Consider the following 26,259-nt stretch of genomic DNA (forward strand, 5'->3'; position numbering starts at 1 on the left):
CCATGTTCAAACCAACACCCAATCCTCCTCGCAAACCCAGCCCCTTCTTCCTGGTCGCCCCCGACATCAGCACCGAAAACCTGCTGGCCCACGCCTGCGAATCACTGGCCTCGGCCAATGTCATGGCCAGCGATTTGGCAGGCTTCCTGGACAGCCCTCACCGCCACACGCTGCTCGGCATCGCGCAGGTCATCATGCTCGGCGAATTGGCGGTGAATCGGGCGCTGGATAATCTTGATCCGCAGGGTTAGCTCGGACTGAAAATCAAAAGATCGCAGCCTTCGGCAGCTCCTACCGGGATCGTGTTGAGTCGAGTGAACGCGGTCGGCGTAGGAGCTGCCGCAGGCTGCGATCTTTTGATGTTAAAAACCCGCCATCCCCTTCCACCGGGGATGGCGGGTTTTGTCGTTTCGGCCCTATTGCATCAAACGGTGTCCACCTTCAACGAATGGTCATTGAGCATGCCGGTGATGATGGTCGCCGTGTCGTGCCCGCCGGCCACCACGCCGCCCGCCCCCGGCGTCACGCCGTAGTGGCTGGCCAGGTTGACGCCGGCCAGGTCGATGGTCTGGGTCGGTGTGGCGCCGGCCATGGCGCTGACGTTGATGCTGGTGACCAGGCTTGCGCCGCTGCCGGTGACGGTGAAGTGCAGGTAGTCATCGAGCGAGGCGGCGGTGCCGTTTTCGCCTTGCAGCAGTTGCGACAGGTCGAGTTTGTCGGTGCCCGGGGTGAAGTCGGTGACCACGTCGTGGCCGCTGTTGCCGGCCAGCCATTGGAAGGTGTCGGCGCCCGGCCCGCCGGTGAGGGTGTTGTTGCCCAGGCCACCGATGAGGATGTCGTCGCCGCCACCGCCGTTGAGCACGTCGTTGCCCAAACCGCCGTTGATCACGTTGTTGTTATTGTCTCCAGTCAAGGTGTCGTTGAAGTTGGAGCCCACCAGGTTTTCGATGCCGGTGAGGGTATCGGTGCCGGCGCCCAGGGTGTTTTGCGCGGTGAGCAGGCTCAGGTCGACAGTGACGCCGGCCGTGGCGTGGGCGTAGCTGACGGTGTCGATGCCGGTGCCGCCATCGAGCAGGTCGTTGCCCGGGCCGCTGAACAGCAAGTCATTGCCGGCGCCACCGTGCAATTCGTTGTTGCCACTGCCGGCGGTGAGCACGTCGTTGCCGTCGCCACCGTTGAGGATGTTGTTGCCGGTGCCGGCCACCAACACGTCGTCGCCCGAGGTGCCGGTAAGGGTGTGGCCGTCCTGGTAGCTGATGGTCACGTTCGCCACGTCGCTGCCGCCATGGTTGTCGTTGGCGGTGTAGGTGCCGTGGTAGTCCGGGGTCAGGTCGTGGGCCCCGGCGTAGTTGACGGTCATGGTCAGTTGATAGTTCTCGGCCGCCGAGGTGCTGCTGCCACTGGTGTTGACGATGTTGGTCAGGTGGATTTGATAGGTGCCATCGGCCGTCGCGGTGATGGTCCCGCCGTCGGCGATGCTCACGAACGCACCGCCATTGAGCGAGTACTCCATGGTGATGTGACCGGCCGCCAGGTTGTGGTCCAGGTTCAGGGTTTCGCCTTGTTTCAGTTTGACGGTGATGAGGTCTTCATCGTTGGCGTTGGACGTGGTGACCGCGCCCAGGTAGCCGCTGATCACCAGCACTGCCGTCATCGCTGCCGAGTTGGCGGCGAACGAGTTGCGCACATCCGCCAGCGTCTGGTTGGCGGCGTTGTTGCCGGTGCCGGCAAAACTGATCGCGCCCGTGCCGGTGAAGTCCGCGCCTTTGGCCACCCAACCGGTGGTGAAGGTGGTCGGGGTGGCCGTCAGCGGATCGCCATTGGCGTCGGTGTCGTTGGCCAGCAACAGTTCGCCCGGCACGACGATGGTGCCCGACAGCACGTTGGTGATGATGTGGTCATCGACCGCCACCGGTGCCGCGTTGGGGATGACTTTGACCGTCAGCGTGGAGCTTGCCAGGTCGCCGTCGTTGTCGCTGACGGTGAAGCCGAGGGTTTCGGTGAGCACCACCGTGGTGGTTTTTTGCGAGGTGTAGGTGTATTCGCCGGTGTCGAGGTTGACCACCAAGGTGCCGCTGTTATTGGTGGCGATGCTGATGCTGTTATCGGCGGTGTTGAAGGTGCCGTGGTTGGTGCCGCTGACGGTCAGCGAACCCTGATTGCTGTTGCCTTTCGGGTCGTAGGTGTAGGTGGTGCCGTCGATCACCAGGGTCTTGATGAAACCGCCATCGGCACCGAACGAGCCGCCCTCCAGCAACGTGCCGGTCACCGGGGCGCCCTGCACCGTGCCCGACAGCACCGAGTTGAGTTGGTTGAGGTCAGTCACTACCACCGCGTTGGTGTCGGTGTGGGTGCTGCCGTCATAGGCGACCGGGTTGAGGTTGGCATTGCTGACGCCGCTGCCCAGGCCAATCGCGTAGTTTTTGATGCCGTTGGCGTCGAGGAAGCTTTTCAGCGCCGTTTCGTCTGCGGTACCGATTTCCTGGCCGGTGGTCGGTTTGCCGTCGGAGAAAAAGTACCCGACGTTCTGCGCGCCGGTCAGTTTGCCCGACGTATTGAACGCGGTTTGCATCATCGCTACCGCCGCGTCGTAGTTGGTACCGCCGCCCGCCGTCAGGCCGGCGATGATCGACTTGGCGGTCGCCACATCGACCCACACCGAGGTCTTGTCGGTGGCGCTGCTGCTGAAGGTGACGATCTGCACTTTCACATCGCCCAGGTCGTCGTACTTGTCGAGCAAGGCACTGATCGCCTGCTTCGCCAGGTCCAGCCGCGACAGGCCCGGCACGCCGGACGGGTCGACCATACTGCCGGACACGTCGATCACCAACAGCAGGTTGGAATCGATTTCCACCGCCGTTACCGAACGGTCCGATGCCGCGACTTTTGGCACGTCATCGACGATGTTGACCACGATGGTGCTGGTGGTGCTGTTGCCCAGGGCATCGGTGGCTTTGTAGGTGAAGCTTTCGCTCAGGGTGTTCGGTCCGTCGTTGGCAGTCGGCGAGGTTTTCGGCGCCGAGGTCAGGGTGTAGGTGTAGCTGCCGTCCGGGTTGATCAGGATTTGCCCATAGGTCCCGGTGGCGCTGCCGACCAGGCTGTACGTCAGCGGGCCGGTGCCGCCGGTGACCGAACCGACCAGCGTACCGGTGGCGGTTTCGCCGGTGTTGGTCGGGTCGCTGCCGGTGACCGTGCCGGGTGCCAGGTCGAGGCCGTCCTTGCTCAGGTCGAGGGCTTTTTCGTAGACCGTGACGTCTTGATCGACCACCGCTTTGAGGGCGTTGTCGGTGATGTTGACGGTGATGGTGGTGGTGCTTTCATCGCCGTCGGAATCGCGCACGGTGTAGACGAAGGTATCGGTGGCCCCCGCCACGCCGACCGAGTTCGGGTTGCTGTGGTACACAGCGTTGCCCGCCGCATCCAGGGTCAGGTAGCCGTAGGTGCCGTTGATATTGGTGCCGAGCCCGCCCACCGCCGACGTCGCGGTGTTGCTGCCGGCGCGCACGCCGATCACGGCCCCGCCCGCTGCGGCGCCGTCGGCACCGAGTACGTCGTTGCCGAGCACGCTGATGTTGACCGTTGCGCCCTCGACCGCAGTGGCGGTGTCCGGTGCGGCGGTCGGCAAGTCATCGACGATGTTGACGTTGATCTGCCCCGACGCGGTGCTGCCATCGCCATCGGTGGCGACCACGTTGAAGTTCTCGGCGATGCTGTTGGCACCGTTGCCGGTTGGATGGGTTTCGTTATCCACCAGGGTGTAGCTGTAGCTGACCACACCAGTCGCCGCGTTGTAGCCGGTGACAGTGAAGGTGCTGCCGAGCGCCGTGGTGACCGATTGCGGGAAGCCTGCCGCCACGCCGCCGACGACCACATGCAGACCACCGACATCGAGGGTTTGCAAACCGTCCAGCGCGGTGACGGTGAAAGTGCCGCTCTGGGTCAGGGCCGGCGTGTTGGGGTTGGAGCCGTCGCTGAGGTTTTTCTCGTAGACGGTAAGTTCGCCGCCAGTGACGTCGAGACCGTTGAGGGTCACCGGGTCATCGTTGTTGTGGATTTGCAGCACCAGGTTGGCGGTGCTGGTGTCGCCGTCCGAATCGGTGATGGTGTAGGCGAAAGTCTCCGTGCCGTTGCCATTGCCGTGCAGGTTTTTGAAGTCGGCGTCGTTAGTGTTCAGCGTATAGGTGTAAGTGCCGTTGGCGTTCAACACCAGCGTGCCGTAAGTGCCGGTGAAGGTGCCCGCCGTGACCGGGCCGGTGGGCACGCGGTCGGCGCCTTGTACGTCGTTGGTCAAGACGTTGCCGGTGAGGGTCAGCAAGGATTCCGAGGCAGTGCTGGCGTTGCTGTCGTTGACCGCTTTGGGCAGGTCATCGACCACGTTCACATCCAGCGAACCGGTGGCGCTGCTGCCGTCGGTGTCCGTGGCGACCACGTTGAAGTGTTCGCTCAGGGTGTTGGCACCATTGGCCGTCGGGTGCGCATCGTTGCCGTTGAGGGTGTAGCTGTAGCTGATCACCCCGGTGGTGGCGTTGTACCCGGTGATGGTCAAGGTGTTGCCCAACGCGGTGACCAGGGTTTGCGGGAAGCCTGCGGCCACACCGCCGCTGACCACGTTGATACCGCCGACGCTCAGGGTTTGCAGACCGTCGAGCGCCGTCACGGTGAAAGTGCCGTTTTGGGTCAGTTGAGTGCTGTCCGGGGCGCTGCCGAGGCTGAGGTTTTTTTCGTAGACGGTGAGTTCGCCGCCATTAACGTCGAGACCGTTGAGGGTCACCGGGTCATCGTTGTTGTGGATTTGCAGCACCAGGTTGGCGGTGCTGGTGTCGCCGTCCGAATCGGTGATGGTGTAGGCGAAAGTCTCCGTGCCGTTGCCATTGCCGTGCAGGTTTTTGAAGTCGGCGTCGTTGGTGTTCAGCGTGTAGGTGTAAGTGCCGTTGGCGTTCAACACCAGCGTGCCGTAGGTGCCGGTGAAAGTGCCGGCCGTGATAGGGCCGGTTGCCACACGGTCGGCGCCTTGCACGTCGTTGGTCAGGACGTTGCCGCTGAGGGTCAGCAAGGATTCCGAGGCAGTGCTGGCGTTGCTGTCGTTGACCGCTTTTGGCACATCGTCAATCACGTTGACGTCCAGGGTCGCGTTGGCGGTGCTGCCATCGACATCGGTGGCGACCACGTTGAAATGCTCGCCGAGGCTGTTGGTGCCGTTACCGGTCGGGTGCGCATCGTTGCCGGTCAAGGTGTAGCTGTAGCTGACCACGCCGGTGGTGGCGTTGTAACCGGTGATGGTCAGCGTGTTGCCCAGGCCTGTACTGATTGACTGCGGGAAGCCTGCGGCCACCCCGCCGGCCACGACGTGGATGCCACCGATGTCGAGGGTTTGCAGACCGTCGAGCGCCGTCACGGTGAAGGTGCCGTTTTGGGTCAGTTGAGTGCTGTCCGGGGCGCTGCCGAGGTTGAGGTTTTTTTCGTAGACGGTGAGTTCGCCGCCGTTGACGTCGAGGCCGTTCAGGGTGACCGGGTCATCGTTGTTATGGACTTGCAGCACCAGGTTCGCGGTGCTGGTGTCGCCATCGGAGTCGGTCAGCGTGTAGGTGAACGTGTCCGTGGCGTTGCCGCCGCCGTGCAGCGCGAGGAACGCCGGATCGGCAGGATGAACCGTGTAGGTGTAGGTACCGTCGGCAGCCAACACCAACGTGCCGTAAGTACCGGTGAACGTCCCGGCCGTGATCGGGCCGGTTGCCACGCGGTCGGCGCCTTGCACGTCGTTGGTCAATACGTTGCCGCTGAGGATCAGCTGACTTTCCGACGCGGTGCCGGCATTGCTGTCGTTGAAGGCCTTGGGCACATCGTCGATGACGTTGACGTCCAGCGAGCCGTTGGCGGTGCTGCCATCGACGTCAGTGGCGACCACGTTGAAATGTTCGCTCAAGCTGTTGGCGCCGTTGGCGGTCGGGTGCGCGTCGTTGCCGTTCAAGGTGTAGCTGTAGCTGACCACGCCAGTCGATGCGTTGTAACCGGTGATGGTCAGTGTGTTGCCTAAACCAGTGCTCACCGATTGCGGGAAGCCTGCGGCCACCCCGCCGCTGACCACGTTGATTCCGCCGACGCTCAGGGTTTGCAAGCCGTCGAGCGCGGTCACGGTGAAGGTGCCGTTTTGGGTCAGTTGAGTACTGTCCGGGGCGCTGCCGAGGTTGAGGTTTTTCTCGTAGACGGTGAGTTCGCCGCCGTTGACGTCGAGACCGTTGAGGGTCACCGGGTCATCGTTGTTATGGACTTGCAGCACCAGGTTCGCGGTGCTGGTGTCGCCGTCGGAGTCGGTCAGCGTGTAGGTGAACGTATCTGTGCCGTTGCCACCACCGTGCAATGCGAGGAACGCCGGATCAGTGGTGTGAACGGTGTAGGTGTAGGTGCCATCGGCGGCAAGAACGAGAGTGCCGTAAGTACCGGTGAACGTTCCGGCAGTAACTGGGCCAGTGGTGACACGGTCGGCGCCTTGTACATCGTTGGTCAGTACATTGCCCGCCAGGGTCAATTGGCTTTCCGAGGCTGTGCCGGCGTTGCTGTCGTTGAAGGCCTTGGGCACATCGTCGATGACGTTGACGTCCAGCGAGCCGTTGGCGGTGCTGCCATCGACGTCAGTGGCGACCACGTTGAAGTGCTCGCTCAAGCTGTTGGCGCCGTTGGCGGTCGGGTGCGCGTCGTTGCCGTTCAAGGTGTAGCTGTAACTCACAACGCCAGTCGATGCGTTGTAACCGGTGATGGTCAGCGTGTTGCCTAAACCAGTGCTCACCGATTGCGGGAAGCCTGCGGCCACCCCGCCGCTGACCACGTTGATTCCGCCGACGCTCAGGGTTTGCAAGCCGTCGAGGGCTGTCACGGTGAAGGTGCCGTTTTGGGTCAGTTGAGTGCTGTCCGGGGCACTGCCGAGGTTGAGGTTTTTCTCGTAGACGGTGAGTTCGCCGCCGTTGACGTCGAGACCGTTGAGGGTCACCGGGTCGTCGTTGTTATGGACTTGCAGCACCAGGTTCGCGGTGCTGGTGTCGCCATCTGAATCCGTCAGCGTGTAAGTGAACGTGTCTGTGCCGTTGCCACCACCGTGCAATGCGAGGAACGCCGGATCAGTGGTGTGAACGGTGTAGGTGTACGTACCGTCAGCGGCCAGCACGAGGGTGCCGTAAGTACCGGTGAAGGTGCCCGCCGTGATCGGGCCAGTGGTGACACGGTCGGCGCCTTGTACATCGTTGGTCAGTACATTGCCGGCCAGGGTCAATTGGCTTTCCGAGGCTGTGCCGGCGTTGCTGTCGTTGAAGGCCTTGGGCACATCGTCGACGACGTTGACGTCCAGCGAGCCATTGGCGGTGCTGCCATCGACGTCAGTGGCGACCACGTTGAAATGCTCGCTCAAGCTGTTGGCGCCGTTGGCGGTCGGGTGTGCGTCGTTGCCGTTCAGGGTGTAGCTGTAGCTGACCACGCCAGTGGTGGCGTTGTAACCGGTGATGGTCAGTGTGTTGCCCAAACCAGTACTCACCGATTGCGGGAAGCCTGCGGCCACCCCGCCGCTGACCACGTTGATCCCGCCGACACTCAGGGTTTGCAAACCGTCGAGCGCGGTCACGGTGAAGGTGCCGTTTTGGGTCAGTTGAGTGCTGTCCGGGGCGCTGCCGAGGTTGAGGTTTTTCTCGTATACCGTCAGTTCGCCGCCATCAATATTCAAGCCATTGAGAGTGACCGGGTCGTCGTTGTTATGGACTTGCAGCACCAGGTTGGCGGTGCTGGTGTCACCGTCGGAGTCGGTCAGCGTGTAGGTGAACGTATCTGTGCCGTTGCCACCACCGTGCAATGCGAGGAACGCCGGATCAGTGGTGTGAACGGTGTAGGTGTAAGTACCATCCGCCGCAAGAACGAGGGTGCCGTAAGTACCAGTAAACGTTCCCGCCGTGATTGGGCCAGAAACCACGCGGTCCGCGCCCTGCACGTCGTTGGTCAATACGTTGCCGCTGAGGATCAGTTGGCTTTCCGACGCGGTGCCAGCGTTGCTGTCATTGAACGCCTTGGGCACATCATCGATCACGTTGACGTCCAGCGAGGCATTGGCCGTGCTGCCATCGACATCGGTGGCAACCACGTTGAAGTGTTCGCTCAAGCTATTGGCGCCGTCGGCGGCCGGGTGCGCGTCGTTGCCGTTCAGGGTGTAGCTGTAACTGACCACACCGGTGGTGGCGTTGTAACCGGTGATGGTCAGCGTGTTGCCCAAGCCGGTGCTGATCGATTGCGGGAAGCCTGCGGCTACACCGCCCGCGACCACATGGATGCCGCCGACGTCCAGGGTCTGCAAACCGTCGAGCGCGGTAATCGTGAACGTGCCGTTTTGGGTCAGTTGAGTGCTGTCCGGCGCACTGCCCTGGCTGAGGTTTTTCTCGAAAACGGTGAGTTCGCCGCCTTCAATGTTCAGGCCGTTAAGGGTGACGGGGTCATCGTTGTTGTGGACTTGCAGCACCAGATTCGCAGTACTGGTATCACCGTCCGAATCGGTCAGTGTGTAGGTGAACGTGTCCGTGGCATTACCACCACCGTGCAGCGCGAGGAACGCCGGATCAGTCGTGTGAACGGTGTAGGTGTAAGTCCCATCCGCTGCCAGCACGAGGGTGCCGTAAGTACCGGTGAACGTCCCGGCCGTAACCGGCCCGGTGGTAACACGATCCGCCCCTTGCACATCGTTGGTCAGCACATTGCCGGCCAGGGTCAATTGGCTTTCTGAAGCAGTGCCCGCGTTGGAATCATTAGCCGCCGTCGGCACGTCATCGACCACATTCACGTCCAGCGAGGCATTAGCAGTGCTGCCGTCGGCATCGGTGGCAACCACATTGAAATGCTCGCCCAAGCTGTTGGCACCATTACCGGCCGGATGCGCGTCATTGCCATTGAGGGTGTAGCTGTAACTCACAACACCGGTCGTTGCGTTGTAACCGGTGATGCTCAGCGTGTTGCCAAGGGCCGTGGTAATCGATTGCGGGAAGCCTGCCGCCACACCGCCGGCCACCACGTGAATCCCACCAATGTCGAGGGTCTGCAAACCATCAAGCGCGGTAATCGTGAAGGTGCCGTTTTGAGTCAGCGCCGTGCTGTCTGGCGCGCTGCCCTGGCTGAGATTTTTCTCGAAAACGGTGAGTTCACCGCCCTCAATATTCAGGCCGTTAAGGGTGACGGGGTCGTCGTTGTTATGGACTTGCAGCACCAGGTTGGCGGTGCTGGTATCACCGTCGGAGTCAGTCAGTGTGTAGGTAAACGTGTCTGTGCCGTTGCCACCACCGTGCAGTGCGAGGAACGCCGGATCAGTCGTGTGAACGGTGTAGGTGTAGGTGCCATCGGCGGCAAGAACGAGGGTGCCGTAAGTACCGGTGAACGTTCCGGCCGTAACAGGTCCGGTGGTGACACGGTCTGCGCCTTGCACATCGTTGGTCAGCACATTGCCCGCCAAGGTCAATTGGCTTTCCGAAGCAGTGCCCGCGTTGGAATCATTGGCCGCTGTCGGCACGTCATCGACCACATTCACGTCCAGCGAACCACTGGCAGTGCTGCCGTCAGCATCGGTGGCGACGACATTGAAGTGCTCGCCGAGGCTGTTCGCGCCGTTACCAGCCGGGTGCGCATCGTTGCCATTCAAGGTGTAGCTGTAACTCACGACACCGGTCGCCGCGTTGTAACCGGTGATGCTCAGCGTGTTGCCAAGGGCCGTGGTAATCGATTGCGGGAAGCCTGCCGCCACACCGCCGGCCACCACGTGAATCCCGCCAATATCGAGGGTCTGCAAACCATCAAGCGCGGTGATCGTGAACGTGCCGTTTTGAGTCAGTTGAGTGCTGTCCGGCGCACTGCCCTGGCTGAGATTTTTCTCGAAAACGGTGAGTTCGCCGCCCTCAATATTCAGGCCGTTGAGGGTCACCGGGTCATCGTTGTTGTGGACTTGCAGCACCAGATTCGCAGTGCTGGTATCACCGTCGGAGTCAGTCAGTGTGTAGGTAAACGTGTCTGTGCCGTTGCCACCACCGTGCAGTGCGAGGAACGCCGGATCAGTGGTGTGAACGGTGTAGGTGTACGTACCGTCAGCGGCCAACACCAACGTGCCGTAAGTACCGGTGAACGTCCCGGCCGTAACAGGCCCGGTGGTGACACGATCTGCCCCTTGCACATCGTTGGTCAGCACATTGCCGGCCAGGGTCAATTGGCTTTCCGAAGCAGTGCCTGCGTTGGAATCATTGGCCGCTGTCGGCACGTCATCGACCACATTCACGTCCAGCGAACCACTGGCAGTGCTGCCGTCAGCATCGGTGGCGACGACATTGAAGTGCTCGCCGAGGCTGTTCGCGCCGTTACCAGCCGGGTGCGCATCGTTGCCATTCAAGGTGTAGCTGTAACTCACGACACCGGTCGCCGCGTTGTAACCGGTGATGCTCAGCGTGTTGCCAAGGGCCGTGGTAATCGATTGCGGGAAGCCTGCCGCCACACCGCCGGCCACCACGTGAATCCCGCCAATATCGAGGGTCTGCAAACCATCAAGCGCGGTGATCGTGAACGTGCCGTTTTGAGTCAGTTGAGTGCTGTCCGGCGCACTGCCCTGGCTGAGATTTTTCTCGAAAACGGTGAGTTCGCCGCCCTCAATATTCAGGCCGTTGAGGGTCACCGGGTCATCGTTGTTGTGGACTTGCAGCACCAGATTCGCAGTGCTGGTATCACCGTCGGAGTCAGTCAGTGTGTAGGTAAACGTGTCTGTGCCGTTGCCACCACCGTGCAGTGCGAGGAACGCCGGATCAGTGGTGTGAACGGTGTAGGTGTACGTACCGTCAGCGGCCAACACCAACGTGCCGTAAGTACCGGTGAACGTCCCGGCCGTAACAGGCCCGGTGGTGACACGATCTGCCCCTTGCACATCGTTGGTCAGCACATTGCCGGCCAGGGTCAATTGGCTTTCCGAAGCAGTGCCTGCGTTGGAATCATTCGCCGCTGTCGGCACGTCATCGACCACATTCACGTCCAGCGAACCACTGGCAGTGCTGCCGTCAGCATCGGTGGCGACGACATTGAAATGCTCGCCGAGGCTGTTCGCGCCATTACCGGCCGGATGCGCGTCATTGCCATTGAGGGTGTAGCTGTAACTCACAACGCCAGTCGCCGCGTTGTAACCGGTGATGCTCAGCGTGTTGCCAAGGGCCGTGGTAATCGATTGTGGGAAACCTGCCGCCACACCCCCGGCCACCACGTGAATCCCGCCAACGTCGAGGGTTTGCAAACCATCAAGCGCGGTAATCGTGAACGTGCCGTTTTGGGTCAGTTGAGTGCTGTCCGGCGCACTGCCCTGGCTGAGGTTTTTCTCGAAAACGGTGAGTTCGCCGCCCTCAATATTCAGGCCGTTAAGGGTCACCGGGTCATCGTTGTTGTGGACTTGCAACACCAGATTCGCAGTGCTGGTATCACCATCTGAATCCGTCAGCGTGTAGGTGAACGTGTCTGTACCGTTGCCGCCGCCGTGCAGCGCGAGAAACGCCGGATCAGTGGTGTGAACGGTGTAGGTGTAAGTCCCATCAGCGGCAAGAACGAGGGTGCCGTAAGTACCGGTGAACGTTCCGGCCGTAACAGGCCCGGTAGTGACACGGTCCGCACCTTGTACATCGTTGGTCAGCACATTGCCCGCCAGGGTCAATTGGCTTTCCGAGCCGGTGCCGACATTGCTGTCGTTGACCGCTTTGGGCACATCGTCAGTAATGTTGACGTCCAGCGAATTGGTAGCCGAATCGCCATTGGAGTCGCTGGCAATCACGGTGAAGTGCTCGCTCAGGCTGTTGGCGCCATCGCCGGCCGAATGGGTTTCGTTGGTCACCAGTGTGTAGGTGTAACTGACCACGCCGGTCGCCGCGTTGTAGCCCGTGATGCTCAGCGTGTTGCCCAAGGCCGTGGTAATCGATTGCGGGAAACCGGCGGCCACACCGCCCACCACCACGTTGATGCCGCCCACGTTCAGGCTCGACAAGCCATCGGGGGCCGACACGCTGAAGGTGCCGCTTTGGGTCAGGGCCGCCGGATTGCTGTCGGAACCCTGGGCCAGATTGGCTTCGTTGACGGTCAGTTCACCACCGGTCACGTCCAGGCCGCCGAGGGTGACGATGTTGTTCACCGGTGGCACGACCACGGGTGGGGTGTTGTCGTTTTGCTGAACATCGGCGTTGTGCCGTTCTTCAGGGAATTCCGGAATGCCGCCAAACCCTGCGGTCGGGAAGCCGATACGCGGATCGACGCGCCCGCCCACTTCTTCCAGCAGCACGAAACTGTGACCGCCGCCCAAGGCACCGCCCGGGGCACCCGTCGCGCCAGGGCCGGCCGCGGTGGCTTCACCGGTTTGGGTCGGGTCAGCGCCGGCCGCAATGGCTTTTTGCAGTTGCTGCACATCGGTGAGCTGCGCTTCGCTCGGCGTCACCGCCTCAGGGGCATCCACATGGGGCGCCTGATGCGCGAGCAGTTGGGGGGTCATTTGCAGGCTGCTGTCACGCCCAAGGGTCAGTTCCTGGCCATTTTGCAGGTGCACCGCCACCGCGCCTTCGGCCCCGGTGACCAGTTGATCGCCGGCAAACAACCGGTCGCCCTCGACCAACGCGCGTCGAGTACCGTCGGCCGCAACCGCGAACACCTGACCAATAACCTTACTGACGATCCCAATGAGCGTTGCCATGTGCATTCTCCTTCGCTGCCAACCTTCTGTCGGCACCTGGTTGTGCGAAGAACGTGCTCACGGCGCAAGCGGGCCGCTCGGCGGATCGCCTGCCAAGGGGCGGTTTAACGAAGTAAACCACCTCCCTGGCGACGATCTCGCCAAGCGTGTCACTCGCGGGCCATTTGTCCGGCTCGGCATAAAACCCTCTGCAATCAATGGCATCGGGTTCCACTTGAGGAACAACCTCCCTGCGAGCGATGCGTAACGGTCCTGAATCACTCGAGTGACAAAAAACTGTCACTCCAAAACCGTCCCACTTCCCTCCCCTCCAGCACTTCTTCGCCCTATGTCGCTAAGTGGATGGAACTTTCCTCAAGCCCTTAACAAGCTCCCTAAGGCTCATAAAACAAGGGCTTTCGGATTGAACAATGTGCTGGATTTTTCAGAGCGCATAAGTTTTTTTTGACATAACCCTTATGAGAAATAGTTCTTAGGTTTTCCCTAGAATGTTCTTAGCTCTGTTGTTACAAGAGTGAAACGGTTGCACCTATAAATAACGTCAAGTATTTGACGACAAGTAAGCACCATCAGGAAACAGGGAGATGTACCCATGCGCCTTTTAACCCCCCTCTGCAGCGCGGTTTTGCTGGCCATGGCCTGCACTTCTCAGGCTCAGGCCATGTCGTTGACCGACGCGATCCAAAGCACCATCGCGACACACCCCGAGCTTGCATCGCGCGTGGACGCGCGTTTGTCAGCTGATGAACAGGTGAAAGTCGCCAAGGGGGGCTTCTACCCGTCGGTGGATTTGAACGCCGCCTACGGGCGCGGTTACAGCGATAACACCAACACCCGGGCCTTCGGCAATCACCACACCGAGATCCTCAATTACACCCAGTCGGAACTGCGCCTGCGGCAGATGCTGTTCGACGGGTTCAATACGGCGAATGAGGTCGAGCGCACCAAAGGCGTGTCCAACTCCCGGGCTTATTACGCCCAGGGCACCGCTCAGGATCTGGCCCTGCGCACCATCGAGGTCTACCTCGAAGTGCTCAAGCGCCGCGAATTGGTGACGCTGGCCACGAATAACCTGCAAGCGCACATGCGGGTCAACGACCAGATCGGCCTGCGCACCCAGCGCGGCGTCGGCAGTAACGCCGACTCCGATCAGTCCACCGCTCGCCGGGCACTGGCGCAGAACAACCTGGACACCGCCGAGGTGGATCTGGCCGACGCCGAGTCGAACTTCTACAGCGTCGTGGGGCGCATGCCCGATGAACTCGAAACACCGCCATCAACCCGCGGCGAACTGCCGACCAGCCTGCCGGAAGCCCAGCAGAGCATGGTGGAGAACAACCCGTACCTGAAATCCGCCCAGGCCGATGTGCAATCAGCCGAGAGCCAGTATGAAGTCGCCAAGTCGCCGTTCTACCCACGCTTCGACGCCGAAGCGGCGGTAGGCGCCAACAACAACGTGCAGGGCGATGAAGGCCACGACAACGAATGGCGCGTCGGCGTGATCATGAACTACAACCTGTTCCGCGGCGGCAGCGACAAGGCGCGCCTGGCCTCCGATGCGCACCAGATCAACCAGGCGATGGACATCCGCAACAACGCCCTGCGCCAGCTCAACGAGAACATTCACCTGGCCTGGAACGCCATGGTCAATGCCAAGAAACAAACCCCGACCGCCCGTGAATACGCGGAAACCACCAAACGCGTGCGCGCGGCCTACCAGGACCAGTTCGGCCTCGGCCAACGGACCCTGCTCGACCTGCTCGACAGCGAAAACGAGCTCTACAACGCCAACCGCCGCTACACCGAAGTGCGCTACACCGAGGAATACTCGATGTACCGCGTACTGGCGAACATGGGCCAGTTGCTGAGCAAACAACGGGTGGTGCTGCCAGCCGATGCAATCGCCGCCACGGAAGTGAAAAACGAAGCCCGGCTGCCTGAACTGAAGTAAGCGGTAACCCCGTAATCCGGAAACCCGGTAATCCCGGTAATCCGGAAACACCGGAAACCCTGTAGGAGCTGCCGAAGGCTGCGATCTTTTGATCTTGATCTTGATCTTGATCTTGATCTTGATCTTGATCTTGATCTTGAAAAACAAGATCAAAAGATCGCAGCCTGCGGCAGCTCCTACGCGGGGGATGTAGCGACACTTATGCCAACGGAAGCAGTTCTACAGGAGCGATCAATTTGACCAGCATGGAACCCGGCAACACAGGGGTCGATCCGCGCCTGAGCTTCGATGACCCGCTTCTGGACGGTCTGTTGATCCTCTGCAAACTCCACGGCGCGGCGGTCAGTCGCGCCAGCCTGAGTGCCGGCCTGCCGCTGAACAAGCAACGCATGAGCCTGGACCTGCTGCCCCGCGCAGCGGCCCGGGCCAGTTTGCAGGCGCGTTTGCTGCGCCGGGATCTGGCGGATATATCCGCGCTCAACCTGCCGGTTTTACTCATCCTCAAAAACGGTCGAACCGCCGTGCTGCGGCGTTTTGGCGATGACGGCCAATTGTTGATCCTGCCCAGCGAAGCCGAGGGCGGCGAACAATGGGTCAGCCGTGAAGAGCTGAACGAAAACTACAGCGGCCAGGCCTTGTTCGCCCGGCCGCGCCATGAACTTGAAGACCTGCGCTCACCGTTGGTGCCGCGCGTCGAGGCGTGGTTTCGCGACACACTGAAACTGTCGAAATGGCTGTACAGCGATGCCATCCTGGCGAGTTTTCTGATCAACCTGCTGGGGCTGATGGTGCCCCTGTTCGTGATGCAGACCTACGACCGCGTAGTGCCGAACCAGGCTGTTTCGACTTTGTGGGTGCTGGCCATCGGGCTGCTGATCGGCACCGGTTTCGAACTGGTGCTGCGGGTGGTCCGCGCGCACTTGCTGGACACCGCCGGCAAGAAAACCGACGTGATCCTCTCGGCAACGCTGTTCGAGCGCATCACCGGCATGGCCATGAAAGCCCGACCGGCGACCATCGGCGGTTTCGCCCAAAGCATCCATGACTTCCAGGGCCTGCGGGAATTTCTCACCGCCGTGACCCTGACCAGCCTGATCGACCTGCCCTTCGCCGTGCTGATGCTGGTGGTGATCGGCCTGCTCGGCGGCTGGTTGGTGGTGATACCGCTGCTGGCGTTTCCGATCACGATCATTTTTGCGATGGCGATCCAGGTCCGCCTGCGTGACACCGTGCAAAAAAGTCTGAGCCTCGGCGCCGAACGCCAAGCCCTGCTGATCGAAACCCTCGGCGGCCTCGAAACCCTGAAAGCCTGCAGCGCCGAAAGCGAGCGCCAGCACAAATGGGAAAGCACCCACGGCGCCCTCACCCGCCTCGACAGCCATGCGCGCAACCTCTCGGCGCTGGCCACCAACGGCACACTGTTCATCCAGCAATTCTCCGGCATGGCGACCATCGTCGCCGGGGTCTACAGCATCATCGCCGGCAACCTCAGCGTCGGCGCGCTGGTGGCGACCTACATGCTCGGCAGCCGGGTGCTCGCGCCGCTGGGGCAGATCGCCGGGTTGATCACCCGCTACCAGCAAGCGCAACTGACGATGCGCAGCACCGATGCGCTGATGTCGTTGCCCCAGGAACGCGACCCGAAACAACGACCGCTGGAGCGCACGCAACTGCAAGGCGCGATCGACGTCAACGGCGTGACCTTCCACTACAACGGGCAGAACGCGCCGGCGTTGGCCAACATCAGTTTCAGCGTCAAACCCGGCGAACGGATCGGCATCATCGGTCGCAGCGGTTCGGGCAAAAGTACGTTGGCGCGGCTGGTCATGGGTTTCTATGCACCGGAAGAAGGCCAATTGCTGCTCGATGGCCTGGACCTGCGGCAACTCGATGTCGCCGACCTGCGCCAACAGATCGGTTACGTCGCCCATGACTTGCCGCTGCTGGCCGGCAGCCTGCGCGACAACCTGACCCTCGGCGCCCGTTACGTCAGCGATTCGCGCATGCTCGAAGTGGCGGAACTGACCGGCGTGACCGACCTCGCCCGCCAGCATCCGCAAGGCTTCGACCGGCCCGTGGGTGAGCGCGGTCAATTGCTCTCCGGTGGCCAGCGCCAAGCAGTGTTGCTGGCCCGGGCCTTGTTGCTCGACCCGCCGATCATGCTGCTCGACGAACCCACCAGCGCCATGGACAACAGCAGCGAAGACGTCCTGCGGCAAAAACTCCACACCTGGGTCCAGGGCAAAACCCTGCTGCTGGTCACCCACCGCACCTCAATGCTGAGCCTGGTGGATCGGCTGGTGGTGCTGGATAACGGGCGGATCGTCGCGGACGGTCCGAAAGAAGCGGTCATCGATGCACTGCGCAAGGGCCGTGTCGGCTCTGCGGCTGTTTAGGAGCTATCCCATGGCCCGTTCATCCTCCGACACGTCAAAAGACCGAGGCTACTTCGGCAGCTTCAAAAAAAGCGCGGAAAGCGAATACATGCCGGAAACCGCCGGCGCCGCGTTGCAGGATTCCCCGCGCCTGTCGCGGATCACCGTGTGGCTGGCGGCGGGGCTGCTGATTTCGGCGCTGCTCTGGGCCAAGTTCGCGGTGTTGCAAGAAGTCACCATGGGCGAAGGCAAGGCGATTCCGTCGAGCAAGGTGCAGGTGATCCAGAACCTGGAGGGCGGCATCGTCTCCGAAATTTTCGTCCGCGAAGGGCAAATGGTGAACAAGGGCGACACCCTGCTGCGCCTGGATGACACGCGGTTTCTGTCGAACAAGGGCGAAAGCGAAGCCGATCGCTATGCGTTGACCGCAAAGGTCGAGCGCTTGTCCGCCGAGGCTGAAGGGCGGCCGTTCAAGCTGTCGGACGAAGTGATCGCCAAGGCCCCGCAAGTGGCTGAAGACGAACGCTCGCTGTACGAACAACGGCAACGGCGACTGGCCAGCGAACAACGGACGCTGACCGAGCAACTTCATCAAAAAAGCCAGGAACTGGCGGAATTCCGCTCCAAACAGGGGCAATTCAGCTCAAGCCTGGCGTTGCTGCAACAAGAGATGAACATGTCCGCGCCGCTGGTGGGCACCGGGGCGGTGTCGCCGGTGGAAATCCTGCGACTCAAACGCAGCGCGGTGGAGATTCGCGGCTCGCTGAATGCGACGACGCTGGCCATTCCGAGGGCGGAATCGGCGATTAACGAGATCAAAAGCAAGATCGACGAATCAGAACAGTCCTTCCGCTCCGACGCGGCCAAAGAGCTGAATGAGAAACGCACCGACCTGTCAAAAATCACAGCGTCAAGCATCGCCATCGACGACCGCGTGACCCGCACCACAGTGGTGTCGCCGGTGCACGGGATCATCAAGGTGTTGAAGGTCAACACCATCGGCGGCGTGGTTCAGCCGGGCAGCGACATGGTGGAAATCGTGCCGCTGGAAGACAACCTGTTGATCGAAGCCAAGGTTCGGCCGCAGGACGTGGCGTTCTTGCACCCGGGCCAGAAAGCCATGGTCAAGTTCAGCGCCTACGACTACACGATTTACGGCGGGCTGAGCGCCAAGCTTGAGCTGATCGGCGCGGACACCATTACCGATGACAAGGGCAACAGCTTCTACCTGATTCAGGTCAGGACCGATAAGAACCACCTGGGCGGGGATGTGAAACCGTTGCTGATCATTCCGGGGATGGTGGCGACGGTGGACATTATTACCGGGGAGAAAAGCGTGCTGGATTACCTGCTAAAACCGGTGCTCAAGGCGCGGACCGAGGCGATGCGCGAACGATAAGATCAAAAGATCGCAGCCTGCGGCAGCTCCTACAGAGATCGGCGTAGGAGCTGCCGAAGGCTGCGATCTTTCGCTTTTAACCGCCGTGATTCTTTTGGTAAGTCGCCTCCCCCATCGCCTCAATCTGCCCTTCGATCAACGCTTCGAACGGTTTTAACAACGGCTCGAACGTGGTTGGCGCTTCCAGCGTCTGCAACGCCTGCACAATCGCCTCCACCGTCGACAGCGCCCCCGGCCCCGGTGCCTTGCGCAACCGATACCGCGACACGCCGCCATCCACCAGCGTCACTCGGGGCAACGCCGCCAGCAGCGGATTGAGGTGCAACATCTTGCGCGCCTTGCGCCAGGTGCCGTCCGGGACCACCAGCAGCAGCGGCTGATCATTTTCGGTATAAACCTGCAACGGCTGCGCCGCTTCAGCGGGAAACAGCAACCGTGCCTGGTAACCAGGCTGATTCAACAGCGCCGGCAGATCCTCGAACACTTCGCCCACGATCAACTCGGCATTCTTCAGCCCCAACGCAGCAAGACGCGCGGTGTTCAGCGCATGATTCACTTCGCTGGGATGCTGCAACAGCAGCACCCGGGTGCGGCTGTCGAGGCTCGGGATCAGCGGGCACAGGCAATGGGTTTGCGGACGCAGGCAGCGGGGGCATTGGATTCTGGACATCGGTTCAAGCCTGATTCAGTTGTGCTTTAAGCAAATCGCGGAAAGTCTGGATCAACGGTTCGCGGCTGCGGCCACGACGGACAATCATCGAAAACGGCGCCTGATAGCCGAACGTCGCCGGCAGCAACACCCGCAAATCGCCCTTGTCCGCCCAGGCCTGAGCGTAGTGCTCCGGCAAGTAACCGATGTAGGCGCCGGACAGCACCAGAATTAGCTGCGCTTCCATACTTTCCACGGTAGCGGCGCTGTGTTTGAAGCCGTGACGCGCCAATTCCGCCTGGCTCCAGTAGCCGCGACCGACCATGCGTTGCTGGGTGATGACTTGCTCGGGAATGCGCCGCTCGGTGAACAACGGGTGGCGGCTGCTGCAATATAGCCAGTGCTGTTCGCGGTACAGCGGCATGTAGACCAGCCCGCTCATGCGCGTGGAAAACGCACCGATGGCCAGGTCGAGGCGGTTGTCCTGCACGCCGAGTTGCAGTTCGTAGGGGCTCATCACCGACAGGTGCAAATGCACCGCCGGGTGTTCCTGACTATAGGCGCCGATGGCTTCGGCGAAGGGCAAGGCCTTGTCGCTGACCGTGGAGTCGATGACGCCGAGGTTCAAGGTGCCGCGCAATTCCCCCTTCAACGCCGCCGCATACTGCTCGAAGCCTTCAAGTTCGCCCAACAGGCGCAGGGTCTCCTGATGGAACAATTCACCCTTGCTGGTCAGGCTGAACCCGCCGCGACCGCGATGGCACAGCACCAGACCGAGCGCGGCTTCGAGCTGGCTCATGTAGGTGCTGATCGCCGAGGTCGAAAGGTTGAGCTCTTGCTGGGCGTTGGCGAACCCCTGATGGCGGACCACGCTGACGAAGATGCGCAACAGTTTCAGGTCGGGTAAAGCGTTGGCCATGGGGGACACTCCAAACACCGGTCGGGTTTCAGCTAAATCGTGAACAGCCCTGCGTAGGAGCTGCCGAAGGCTGCGATCTTTTGATCTTTAATCTTTTGATCTTTGGCGGCGTCATGACCGCAAAGAATCAAGATCAAAAGATCGCAGCCTTCGGCAGCTCCTACGGGGTTATTCGCGGGCCAAGGGGGGAAGTCTATCTGCGCCACTTCCATTAGTTTAGAAAAATCTGAACTAAGTATTTGCCCGTAGCGATTCTTCCCTGCCCCTGCATTTCGCAGAATCGGCCCCCAGCGGTGCCCGAACCTCCCCGGTTCTGTGCAACCGACATAAATAAAACAACGACGATGAGGCCTTACCCGTGGACAAGATTCTTCACCAACCACTGGGCGGCAACGAAATGCCGCGCTTCGGCGGCATCGCCACCATGATGCGACTCCCCCATTTGCCTACCGCTGCCGGTTTGGACGCTGCCTTCATTGGCGTGCCACTGGACATCGGCACCTCGCTGCGCCCCGGCACCCGCTTCGGGCCTCGGGAAATCCGCGCTGAATCGGTGATGATCCGCCCGTACAACATGGCGACCGGCGCTGCACCGTTCGATTCGCTGTCAGTGGCCGACATCGGCGACGTGGCGATCAACACCTTCAACCTGCTGGACGCCGTGCGGATCATCGAAGAGTCCTACCACAGCATCCTCGAACACGATGTGATCCCGCTGACCCTGGGCGGCGACCACACCATCACCCTGCCGATCCTGCGTGCGATCCATAAAAAGCACGGCAAGGTCGGCCTGGTGCACATCGACGCCCACGCCGATGTGAACGATCACATGTTCGGCGAGAAAATCGCCCACGGCACCACCTTCCGTCGCGCCGTCGAAGAAGGCCTGCTGGACCCGGACCGCGTCGTGCAAATCGGTCTGCGCGCCCAGGGCTACACCTCCGAAGACTTCAACTGGAGCCGTAAACAAGGCTTCCGCGTCGTTCAAGCCGAAGAGTGCTGGCACAAATCCCTGGCGCCACTGATGGCCGAAGTTCGCGAGAAAGTCGGCGGCGGTCCGGTGTACCTGAGTTTCGACATCGACGGCATCGACCCGGCCTGGGCGCCGGGCACCGGCACCCCGGAAATCGGCGGTTTGACGACCATTCAGGCAATCGAAATCGTCCGTGGCTGCCAAGGCCTCGACCTGGTCGGCTGCGATCTGGTAGAAGTCTCGCCCGCTTATGACACCACCGGTAATACCTCGCTGCTGGCCGCCAACTTGCTGTACGAAATGCTTTGCGTACTGCCGGGCGTGGCCCACCGCTGAGGATTGGTCATGAACGAACGCGATCAGGTTTTGAAAGCTGCCGCCGACCTGGTGACAGCCTTTGCCCGTAACGATCGCGAAGCCTACTTCGGTGCGTTCAGCGCCGATGCGAGCTTCGTGTTCTACACCCTCGAACAGCCCCTGCTGTCGCGCGATGCCTATCAGGCGTTGTGGGACACCTGGCGCGCCGAGGATGGCTTCGAGGTGCTTTCGTGCACCTCGAGCAACGCCTTCGTCAGCCTGCAAGGTGACGTGGCGATTTTCATCCATGACGTGGCCACCGAGCTGCGCATGCAAGGGGAGCAACACTTCAGCCAGGAGCGCGAGACGATTGTTTTCAAAAAACAAGCGTCTGGCCAAGAACAACAAGGCCTATGGCTGGCCTGCCATGAACATTTGTCCGCAATGCCGGAAGGGCTGCCAACCCCTTAGCCAAACAGGTGACGCTCACACACGATGAGCGCGCCTTTATGATCGGAGCTGATCATGAATAAAAACAACAAAGACAACGACCAAAGCCTTACGCAAATTGAAACCTACGGGGTCGAACAGATCCCGGACAACGAACGAACCGCCAGCCCCACGGACTTGTTCCGGATGATCTTCGGCGGTTCCAATACCTTTGCCACCGCCGTGCTCGGCAGTTTCCCGGTGCTGTTCGGCCTGTCTTTCCAGGCGGGAGTCTGGGCGATTGTGCTGGGCGTGTTGCTGGGTTCGCTGATCCTCGCGCCGATGGGCCTGTTCGGCCCGATCAACGGCACCAACAACGCCGTGTCTTCCGGCGCACACTTCGGGGTGCACGGGCGGATCGTCGGTTCGTTCCTGTCGCTGCTGACCGCTATCGCCTTCTTCTCGCTCTCGGTGTGGAGTTCGGGGGATGCGCTGATCGGTGGGGCGAAACGCTTGATCGGCCTGCCGGAAACCGACCTGACCCTGGGCCTGGCCTACGGTTTGTTCGCGATCCTGGTACTGACGGTTTGCATCTACGGCTTCCGCTTCCTGCTGTGGGTCAACAAGATCGCGGTGTGGAGCGCCAGCCTGTTGTTCCTGCTGGGCATCTTCGCCTTCGCCGGTCCCTTCGATGTGAACTTCGCCGGCACCGTGAGCATGGGACAACCGGGCTTCTGGGCGGCGTTCATCGGCGCTGCGCTGGTGGCGATGAGCAACCCGATTTCCTTCGGCGCGTTCCTCGGTGACTGGTCGCGCTACATCCCGCGCGACACGCCAAAAGGCCGGATTATGGCGGCGGTGGTGATTTCGCAAGTCGCGACGTTCATCCCGTTCCTGTTCGGCCTGACCACCGCGACCATCGTGGCGATCAAGGCCCCGGACTACATCGCGGCCAACAACTACGTCGGCGGTCTGCTGGCGGTGGCGCCGAACTGGTTCTTCCTGCCGGTGTGCCTGATTGCGGTGATCGGCGGCATGTCCACCGGCACCACCTCGCTGTATGGCACCGGGCTGGACATGTCCAGCGTGTTCCCTCGGGTGCTGTCGCGGGTCAAGGCGACGTTGCTGATCGGCGTGATGTCGATTGCCTTCATCTTCATCGGGCGCTTTGCGGCGAACCTGGTGCAGAGCGTCTCGACCTTCGCCGTGCTGATCATCACCTGCACCACGCCATGGATGGTGATCATGATCATCGGCCTGGTGGTGCGTCGCGGCTTCTATTGCCCGGATGACCTGCAAGTGTTCACCCGTGGCGAGAAAGGTGGCCGCTACTGGTTCACCCACGGCTGGAACTGGCGTGGGCTGGGTGCGTGGATTCCGAGTGCACTGGTCGGTTTGTGCTTTGTGAACCTGCCGGGGCAGTTCGTCGGCGTGCTCGGCAACCTGGCTGGTGGCATCGACATCAGCCTGCCGGTGACGCTGGGCCTGGCCTCGCTGGTGTACTTCGCGTTGCTGAGCCTGTTCCCGGAAACCGCAGCGGTGTACGGCCCGGACGATGCACGCAGCAAAGGCGCGAACTCGCACGCTAAACCGGCGATGCGCCAAGCGGCCTGATTCAACGCATTCCCTGTGTTCAACGCATGACCTGTAGGAGCGAGGCTTGCCCGCGAAGAACGATAACGCGGTCTGGCTGACAGACCGCGTCGCCCCCTTCGCGGGCAAGCCTCGCTCCTACAGTGATTGGTGTTTCCACAGGAATTGATGTTCGCCTCACCATAAAAAAGACAATCGGAGACACGCCATCATGGCACTGGATTTATTCGTCGTACTCATCTACGCCGCCGCGATGCTGATACTCGGCTATTACGGCATGCGCAAAGCCAAGACCAACGAAGACTTTTTGGTCGCCGGTCGCAACCTCGGCCCGAGCCTGTACATGGGCACCATGGCCGCCACCGTGTTGGGCGGCGCGTCCACCGTCGGCACCGTGCGCCTGGGCTACGTCCATGGCATCTCCGGCTTCTGGCTGTGCGCAGCCCTCGGTTGCGGGATCGTCGCGCTGAACCTGTTCCTCGCCAAACCGCTGCTGAAACTGAAGATCTACACCGTTACCCAGGTCCTGGAAAAACGCTACAACCCGATGGCCCGCTCGGCGAGCGCAGTCATCATGCTGGCCTATGCGCTGATGATCGGCGTGGTGTCGATCCTCGCCATTGGCACCGTGCTGCAAGTGCTGTTCGGCCTGCCGTTCTGGGTCTCGGTATTGCTCGGCGGTGGCGTGGTGGTGATCTACTCGGCGATCGGCGGCATGTGGTCCCTGACCCTGACCGACATCGTCCAGTTCGTGATCAAGACTGTGGGCCTGATGTTCATCCTGTTGCCAATCTGCCTGTACCGCGTCGGCGGCTGGGATCAGTTGGTGCTGAAACTGTCGGCAAGCGCCTTCAGCTTCACCACCATCGGCTGGGACACGATCATCACCTACTTCATGATCTACTTCTTCGGCATCCTGATCGGCCAGGACATCTGGCAACGGGTGTTCACCGTCAAGAGCGCCAAAGTGGCTCAGGTCGCCGGTACCTTCGCAGGCTTCTACTGCATCCTTTACGGCCTGGCCTGCGCCCTGATCGGCATGGCCGCTCACGTGCTGATCCCGGACCTGGACAACGTCAACAACGCTTTCGCTGCCATCGTTAAGCTGTCCTTGCCGGACGGTATCCGTGGCCTGGTGATCGCTGCGGCGCTGGCTGCAATGATGTCCACCGCCAGCGCCGGCCTGCTCGCCGCCGCCACTACGCTGACCGAAGACCTGCTGCCGAAACTGCGTGGCGGTAAACAGTCGAGCCTGGGCATGAACCGTCTGTTCACCCTGCTGACCGGCCTCGTCGTACTCGGCATTGCGCTGGTGGTCAACGACGTGATCAGCGCCCTGACCCTGGCCTACAACCTGTTGGTGGGCGGCATGCTGATCCCGCTGATCGGTGCGATTTTCTGGAAACGCGCCACCACCGCCGGCGCCATCGCCAGCATGGGCATGGGCTTCGCTACGGCGCTGGTGTTCATGTTCAAGGACGGTCTGGACGCTAACAGCCCGATCTACTACAGCCTCGGCGTGGGCCTGGTGAGCTTCGTGGTGGTCAGCCTGATGTCGCGTCGCCCTGCTGTTGTGGCGAGCGCGATCTAAGCTGCATGTAACGACTTGATGCTTTCTTCGACGGGTGTGGCGTCGGTTGCCACACCCGTTTTTTTTCGTCTGGAGAAAACCTTTATGCAGATTGTTTCTCGCGATCAATGGTTCGAAGTAAAAAACCTGGCCGACGGCATTCGCCTGATTCACGAGCCTTACATTCGGCCGTTTTATCGCTGCAACCTCTGGCACATCCAGGGTCGCGACAAGGACGTGCTGCTGGACAGCGGCTCGGGGCTGGTGAGCTTACGCGAGCAACTGCCATGGATTACCGAGCGACCCTTGGTGGCGGTGGCCAGTCATTGCCATTTCGATCACATCGCCGGGCATCACGAATTTGCTGAACGGCTGGTACACCCGGCCGAAGCGCGGATCCTCGCTGCGCCGGACGGTGAGAACACCCTGAGCACGGCATTTGTCGGCGACGAGATGTTCGAAGCGCATCCCGATTGCCCGTTGTGCTACGCCGAGTATCGGGTCAAAGCCGCGCCGGCCACCGGGATGATTGAAGAAGGCGACGTGCTGGACCTGGGGGATCGCGTGCTGCAAGTGCTGCACACGCCGGGGCATTCACCGGGCGGCATCAGCCTGTATGAGTCGGCGACGCAAACGTTGTTCAGCGGCGACATCATCTACGACGGGCCGCTGATCGAAGACGCCTACCATTCCAACCTCGACGACTACGCCCGCAGCCTGCAACGCTTGCACGCGCTACCGATCCGCACGGTGCATGGCGGGCATTTCGGCAGTTTTTCCGGGGAGCATTTGCGCACGATGATTGACGAGTGGCAGCGCTCACACGGCTGAAGCCTGCTGTACTCAACGCCAGGGAAAACAACAATAACCCTGCGAAGAACGACCATGAAAAGATCCGCCGTTCGTGCTGCCGTGCATCGTTTTATCAGCCGCCTGCTGGAACGTCAGGAAGACTTCGAGGACAGCGCCAGCCTGGCGCAATTGGGATTGGATAAAGAAGATATCGAGGAACTGATCTTCCATCTGGAAGACGAGTTTGGTTTGACGGCGTTTACGGCGGAAGAAGACCGGATGCTCAAGGACGCCAGGACGGCGGAGGATTTGAGTCGGTTTTTGCTGAGGATTGGGCGGCATTGACGTTAAGAGCGCCAAGATCGCAGCCTCCGGCAGCTCCTACAGGAACAAACGCAATCGCAGCAGCGGCACAACTCCCGGTAGGAGCTGCCGAAGGCTGCGATCTTTTCAGGCCTTGACGCGTGTTACCGGCGGCGCGGCTGGCGCCGACGCTGCTCGTCGTCAGTGCGAATAGGCACAGGTTGCAGAGGCGGTTCGATCAAACCGAGTGCGACACCCAAGTCGTGCAGCCAGTTTTGGATTTTCTCTTTCATG

Annotated in this window: 14 protein-coding genes; 10 read left to right on the forward strand and 4 right to left on the reverse strand. The window is 61.2% G+C overall.

Annotated elements, in window-relative coordinates; all coding sequences use genetic code 11:
* Window positions 1–251 (forward strand): DUF6124 family protein (locus V5E99_RS16115; protein ID WP_499803323.1); only part of this gene is annotated, 251 nt, incomplete at its 5' end.
* A gap of 173 nt (window positions 252–424) precedes the next feature.
* Here the strand turns inward: V5E99_RS16115 and V5E99_RS16120 are convergent.
* Entirely contained in the window at window positions 425–12,715 is a 12,291-nt protein-coding gene (locus V5E99_RS16120) for a retention module-containing protein (RefSeq protein WP_499803324.1), read from the reverse strand.
* A gap of 592 nt (window positions 12,716–13,307) precedes the next feature.
* Between V5E99_RS16120 and V5E99_RS16125 the strand changes: the two genes are divergently transcribed.
* The 3 genes from V5E99_RS16125 to V5E99_RS16135 all read left to right on the forward strand — a co-directional run bounded on the left by V5E99_RS16125 (window position 13,308) and on the right by V5E99_RS16135 (window position 18,440).
* The gene (locus tag V5E99_RS16125; RefSeq protein WP_499803325.1) at window positions 13,308–14,666 is read left to right on the forward strand and encodes a TolC family outer membrane protein; all 1,359 of its coding nucleotides are present in this window, start codon (window positions 13,308–13,310) and stop codon (window positions 14,664–14,666) included.
* A 245-nt stretch (window positions 14,667–14,911) separates the two neighbouring features.
* Window positions 14,912–17,062 (forward strand): type I secretion system permease/ATPase, encoded by a 2,151-nt coding sequence (locus tag V5E99_RS16130; RefSeq protein WP_499803453.1) that lies wholly within the window; start codon window positions 14,912–14,914, stop codon window positions 17,060–17,062.
* A 10-nt stretch (window positions 17,063–17,072) separates the two neighbouring features.
* Window positions 17,073–18,440 carry an HlyD family type I secretion periplasmic adaptor subunit gene (locus V5E99_RS16135; RefSeq protein ID WP_499803326.1) on the forward strand — a complete coding sequence of 456 codons (1,368 nt, stop codon included), beginning with the start codon at window positions 17,073–17,075 and terminating at the stop codon, window positions 18,438–18,440.
* Window positions 18,441–18,516: 76 nt separating this feature from the next.
* Here V5E99_RS16135 and V5E99_RS16140 read toward each other — a convergent pair whose 3' ends face one another.
* Entirely contained in the window at window positions 18,517–19,110 is a 594-nt protein-coding gene (locus V5E99_RS16140; protein ID WP_499803327.1) for a tRNA-uridine aminocarboxypropyltransferase, read from the reverse strand.
* 4 nt (window positions 19,111–19,114) lie between these two features.
* Complete coding sequence (locus V5E99_RS16145) at window positions 19,115–20,008, reverse strand: LysR family transcriptional regulator (RefSeq protein ID WP_007945995.1); 894 nt, start codon at window positions 20,006–20,008, stop codon at window positions 19,115–19,117.
* Between the two features lie 397 nt (window positions 20,009–20,405).
* On the opposite strand from V5E99_RS16145, the gene speB reads away from it, so the two are divergent.
* The 6 genes from speB to V5E99_RS16175 all read left to right on the forward strand — a co-directional run bounded on the left by speB (window position 20,406) and on the right by V5E99_RS16175 (window position 26,007).
* A complete protein-coding gene (gene speB, locus V5E99_RS16150) occupies window positions 20,406–21,317 on the forward strand; it encodes an agmatinase (protein ID WP_207200082.1) in 912 nt (303 codons plus the stop codon).
* A gap of 9 nt (window positions 21,318–21,326) precedes the next feature.
* Complete coding sequence (locus V5E99_RS16155) at window positions 21,327–21,749, forward strand: YybH family protein (RefSeq protein ID WP_499803328.1); 423 nt, start codon at window positions 21,327–21,329, stop codon at window positions 21,747–21,749.
* 54 nt (window positions 21,750–21,803) lie between these two features.
* Window positions 21,804–23,321: a purine-cytosine permease family protein gene (locus V5E99_RS16160; RefSeq protein ID WP_499803329.1), complete on the forward strand. Its 1,518-nt coding sequence runs from the start codon at window positions 21,804–21,806 to the stop codon at window positions 23,319–23,321.
* A gap of 190 nt (window positions 23,322–23,511) precedes the next feature.
* Window positions 23,512–24,891, forward strand: a complete 1,380-nt coding sequence (locus tag V5E99_RS16165) for a sodium:solute symporter family protein (protein WP_499803330.1) — start codon at window positions 23,512–23,514, stop codon at window positions 24,889–24,891.
* A gap of 84 nt (window positions 24,892–24,975) precedes the next feature.
* On the forward strand, window positions 24,976–25,701 hold the full coding sequence (locus V5E99_RS16170; protein ID WP_499803331.1) for an MBL fold metallo-hydrolase: 726 nt from the start codon (window positions 24,976–24,978) through the stop codon (window positions 25,699–25,701).
* A gap of 54 nt (window positions 25,702–25,755) precedes the next feature.
* Window positions 25,756–26,007 carry a hypothetical protein gene (locus V5E99_RS16175; RefSeq protein WP_499803332.1) on the forward strand — a complete coding sequence of 84 codons (252 nt, stop codon included), beginning with the start codon at window positions 25,756–25,758 and terminating at the stop codon, window positions 26,005–26,007.
* A 122-nt stretch (window positions 26,008–26,129) separates the two neighbouring features.
* Here V5E99_RS16175 and V5E99_RS16180 read toward each other — a convergent pair whose 3' ends face one another.
* The gene (locus tag V5E99_RS16180) at window positions 26,130–26,258 is read right to left on the reverse strand and encodes a PA1414 family protein (RefSeq protein WP_003184145.1); all 129 of its coding nucleotides are present in this window, start codon (window positions 26,256–26,258) and stop codon (window positions 26,130–26,132) included.
* Between the last annotated feature and the right edge of the window lies 1 nt (window position 26,259).

Source organism: Janthinobacterium sp. LPB2021202312-11-4 (assembly GCF_037049705.1).
Taxonomy (GTDB): Bacteria; Pseudomonadota; Gammaproteobacteria; order Pseudomonadales; family Pseudomonadaceae; genus Aquipseudomonas.

What these genes read in the sequence shown, in the direction of transcription:
- V5E99_RS16125 (WP_499803325.1), top strand. Translation starts at nt 13,308, where the DNA reads ATGCGCCTTTTAACCCCCCTCTGCAGCGCGGTTTTGCTGGCCATGGCC.
- V5E99_RS16120 (WP_499803324.1), bottom strand. Translation starts at nt 12,715, where the DNA reads ATGGCAACGCTCATTGGGATCGTCAGTAAGGTTATTGGTCAGGTGTTC.
- V5E99_RS16130 (WP_499803453.1), top strand. Translation starts at nt 14,912, where the DNA reads ATGGAACCCGGCAACACAGGGGTCGATCCGCGCCTGAGCTTCGATGAC.
- V5E99_RS16170 (WP_499803331.1), top strand. Translation starts at nt 24,976, where the DNA reads ATGCAGATTGTTTCTCGCGATCAATGGTTCGAAGTAAAAAACCTGGCC.
- V5E99_RS16155 (WP_499803328.1), top strand. Translation starts at nt 21,327, where the DNA reads ATGAACGAACGCGATCAGGTTTTGAAAGCTGCCGCCGACCTGGTGACA.
- V5E99_RS16145 (WP_007945995.1), bottom strand. Translation starts at nt 20,008, where the DNA reads ATGGCCAACGCTTTACCCGACCTGAAACTGTTGCGCATCTTCGTCAGC.
- V5E99_RS16165 (WP_499803330.1), top strand. Translation starts at nt 23,512, where the DNA reads ATGGCACTGGATTTATTCGTCGTACTCATCTACGCCGCCGCGATGCTG.
- speB (WP_207200082.1), top strand. Translation starts at nt 20,406, where the DNA reads ATGCCGCGCTTCGGCGGCATCGCCACCATGATGCGACTCCCCCATTTG.
- V5E99_RS16140 (WP_499803327.1), bottom strand. Translation starts at nt 19,110, where the DNA reads ATGTCCAGAATCCAATGCCCCCGCTGCCTGCGTCCGCAAACCCATTGC.
- V5E99_RS16135 (WP_499803326.1), top strand. Translation starts at nt 17,073, where the DNA reads ATGGCCCGTTCATCCTCCGACACGTCAAAAGACCGAGGCTACTTCGGC.
- V5E99_RS16160 (WP_499803329.1), top strand. Translation starts at nt 21,804, where the DNA reads ATGAATAAAAACAACAAAGACAACGACCAAAGCCTTACGCAAATTGAA.
- V5E99_RS16175 (WP_499803332.1), top strand. Translation starts at nt 25,756, where the DNA reads ATGAAAAGATCCGCCGTTCGTGCTGCCGTGCATCGTTTTATCAGCCGC.
- V5E99_RS16180 (WP_003184145.1), bottom strand. Translation starts at nt 26,258, where the DNA reads ATGAAAGAGAAAATCCAAAACTGGCTGCACGACTTGGGTGTCGCACTC.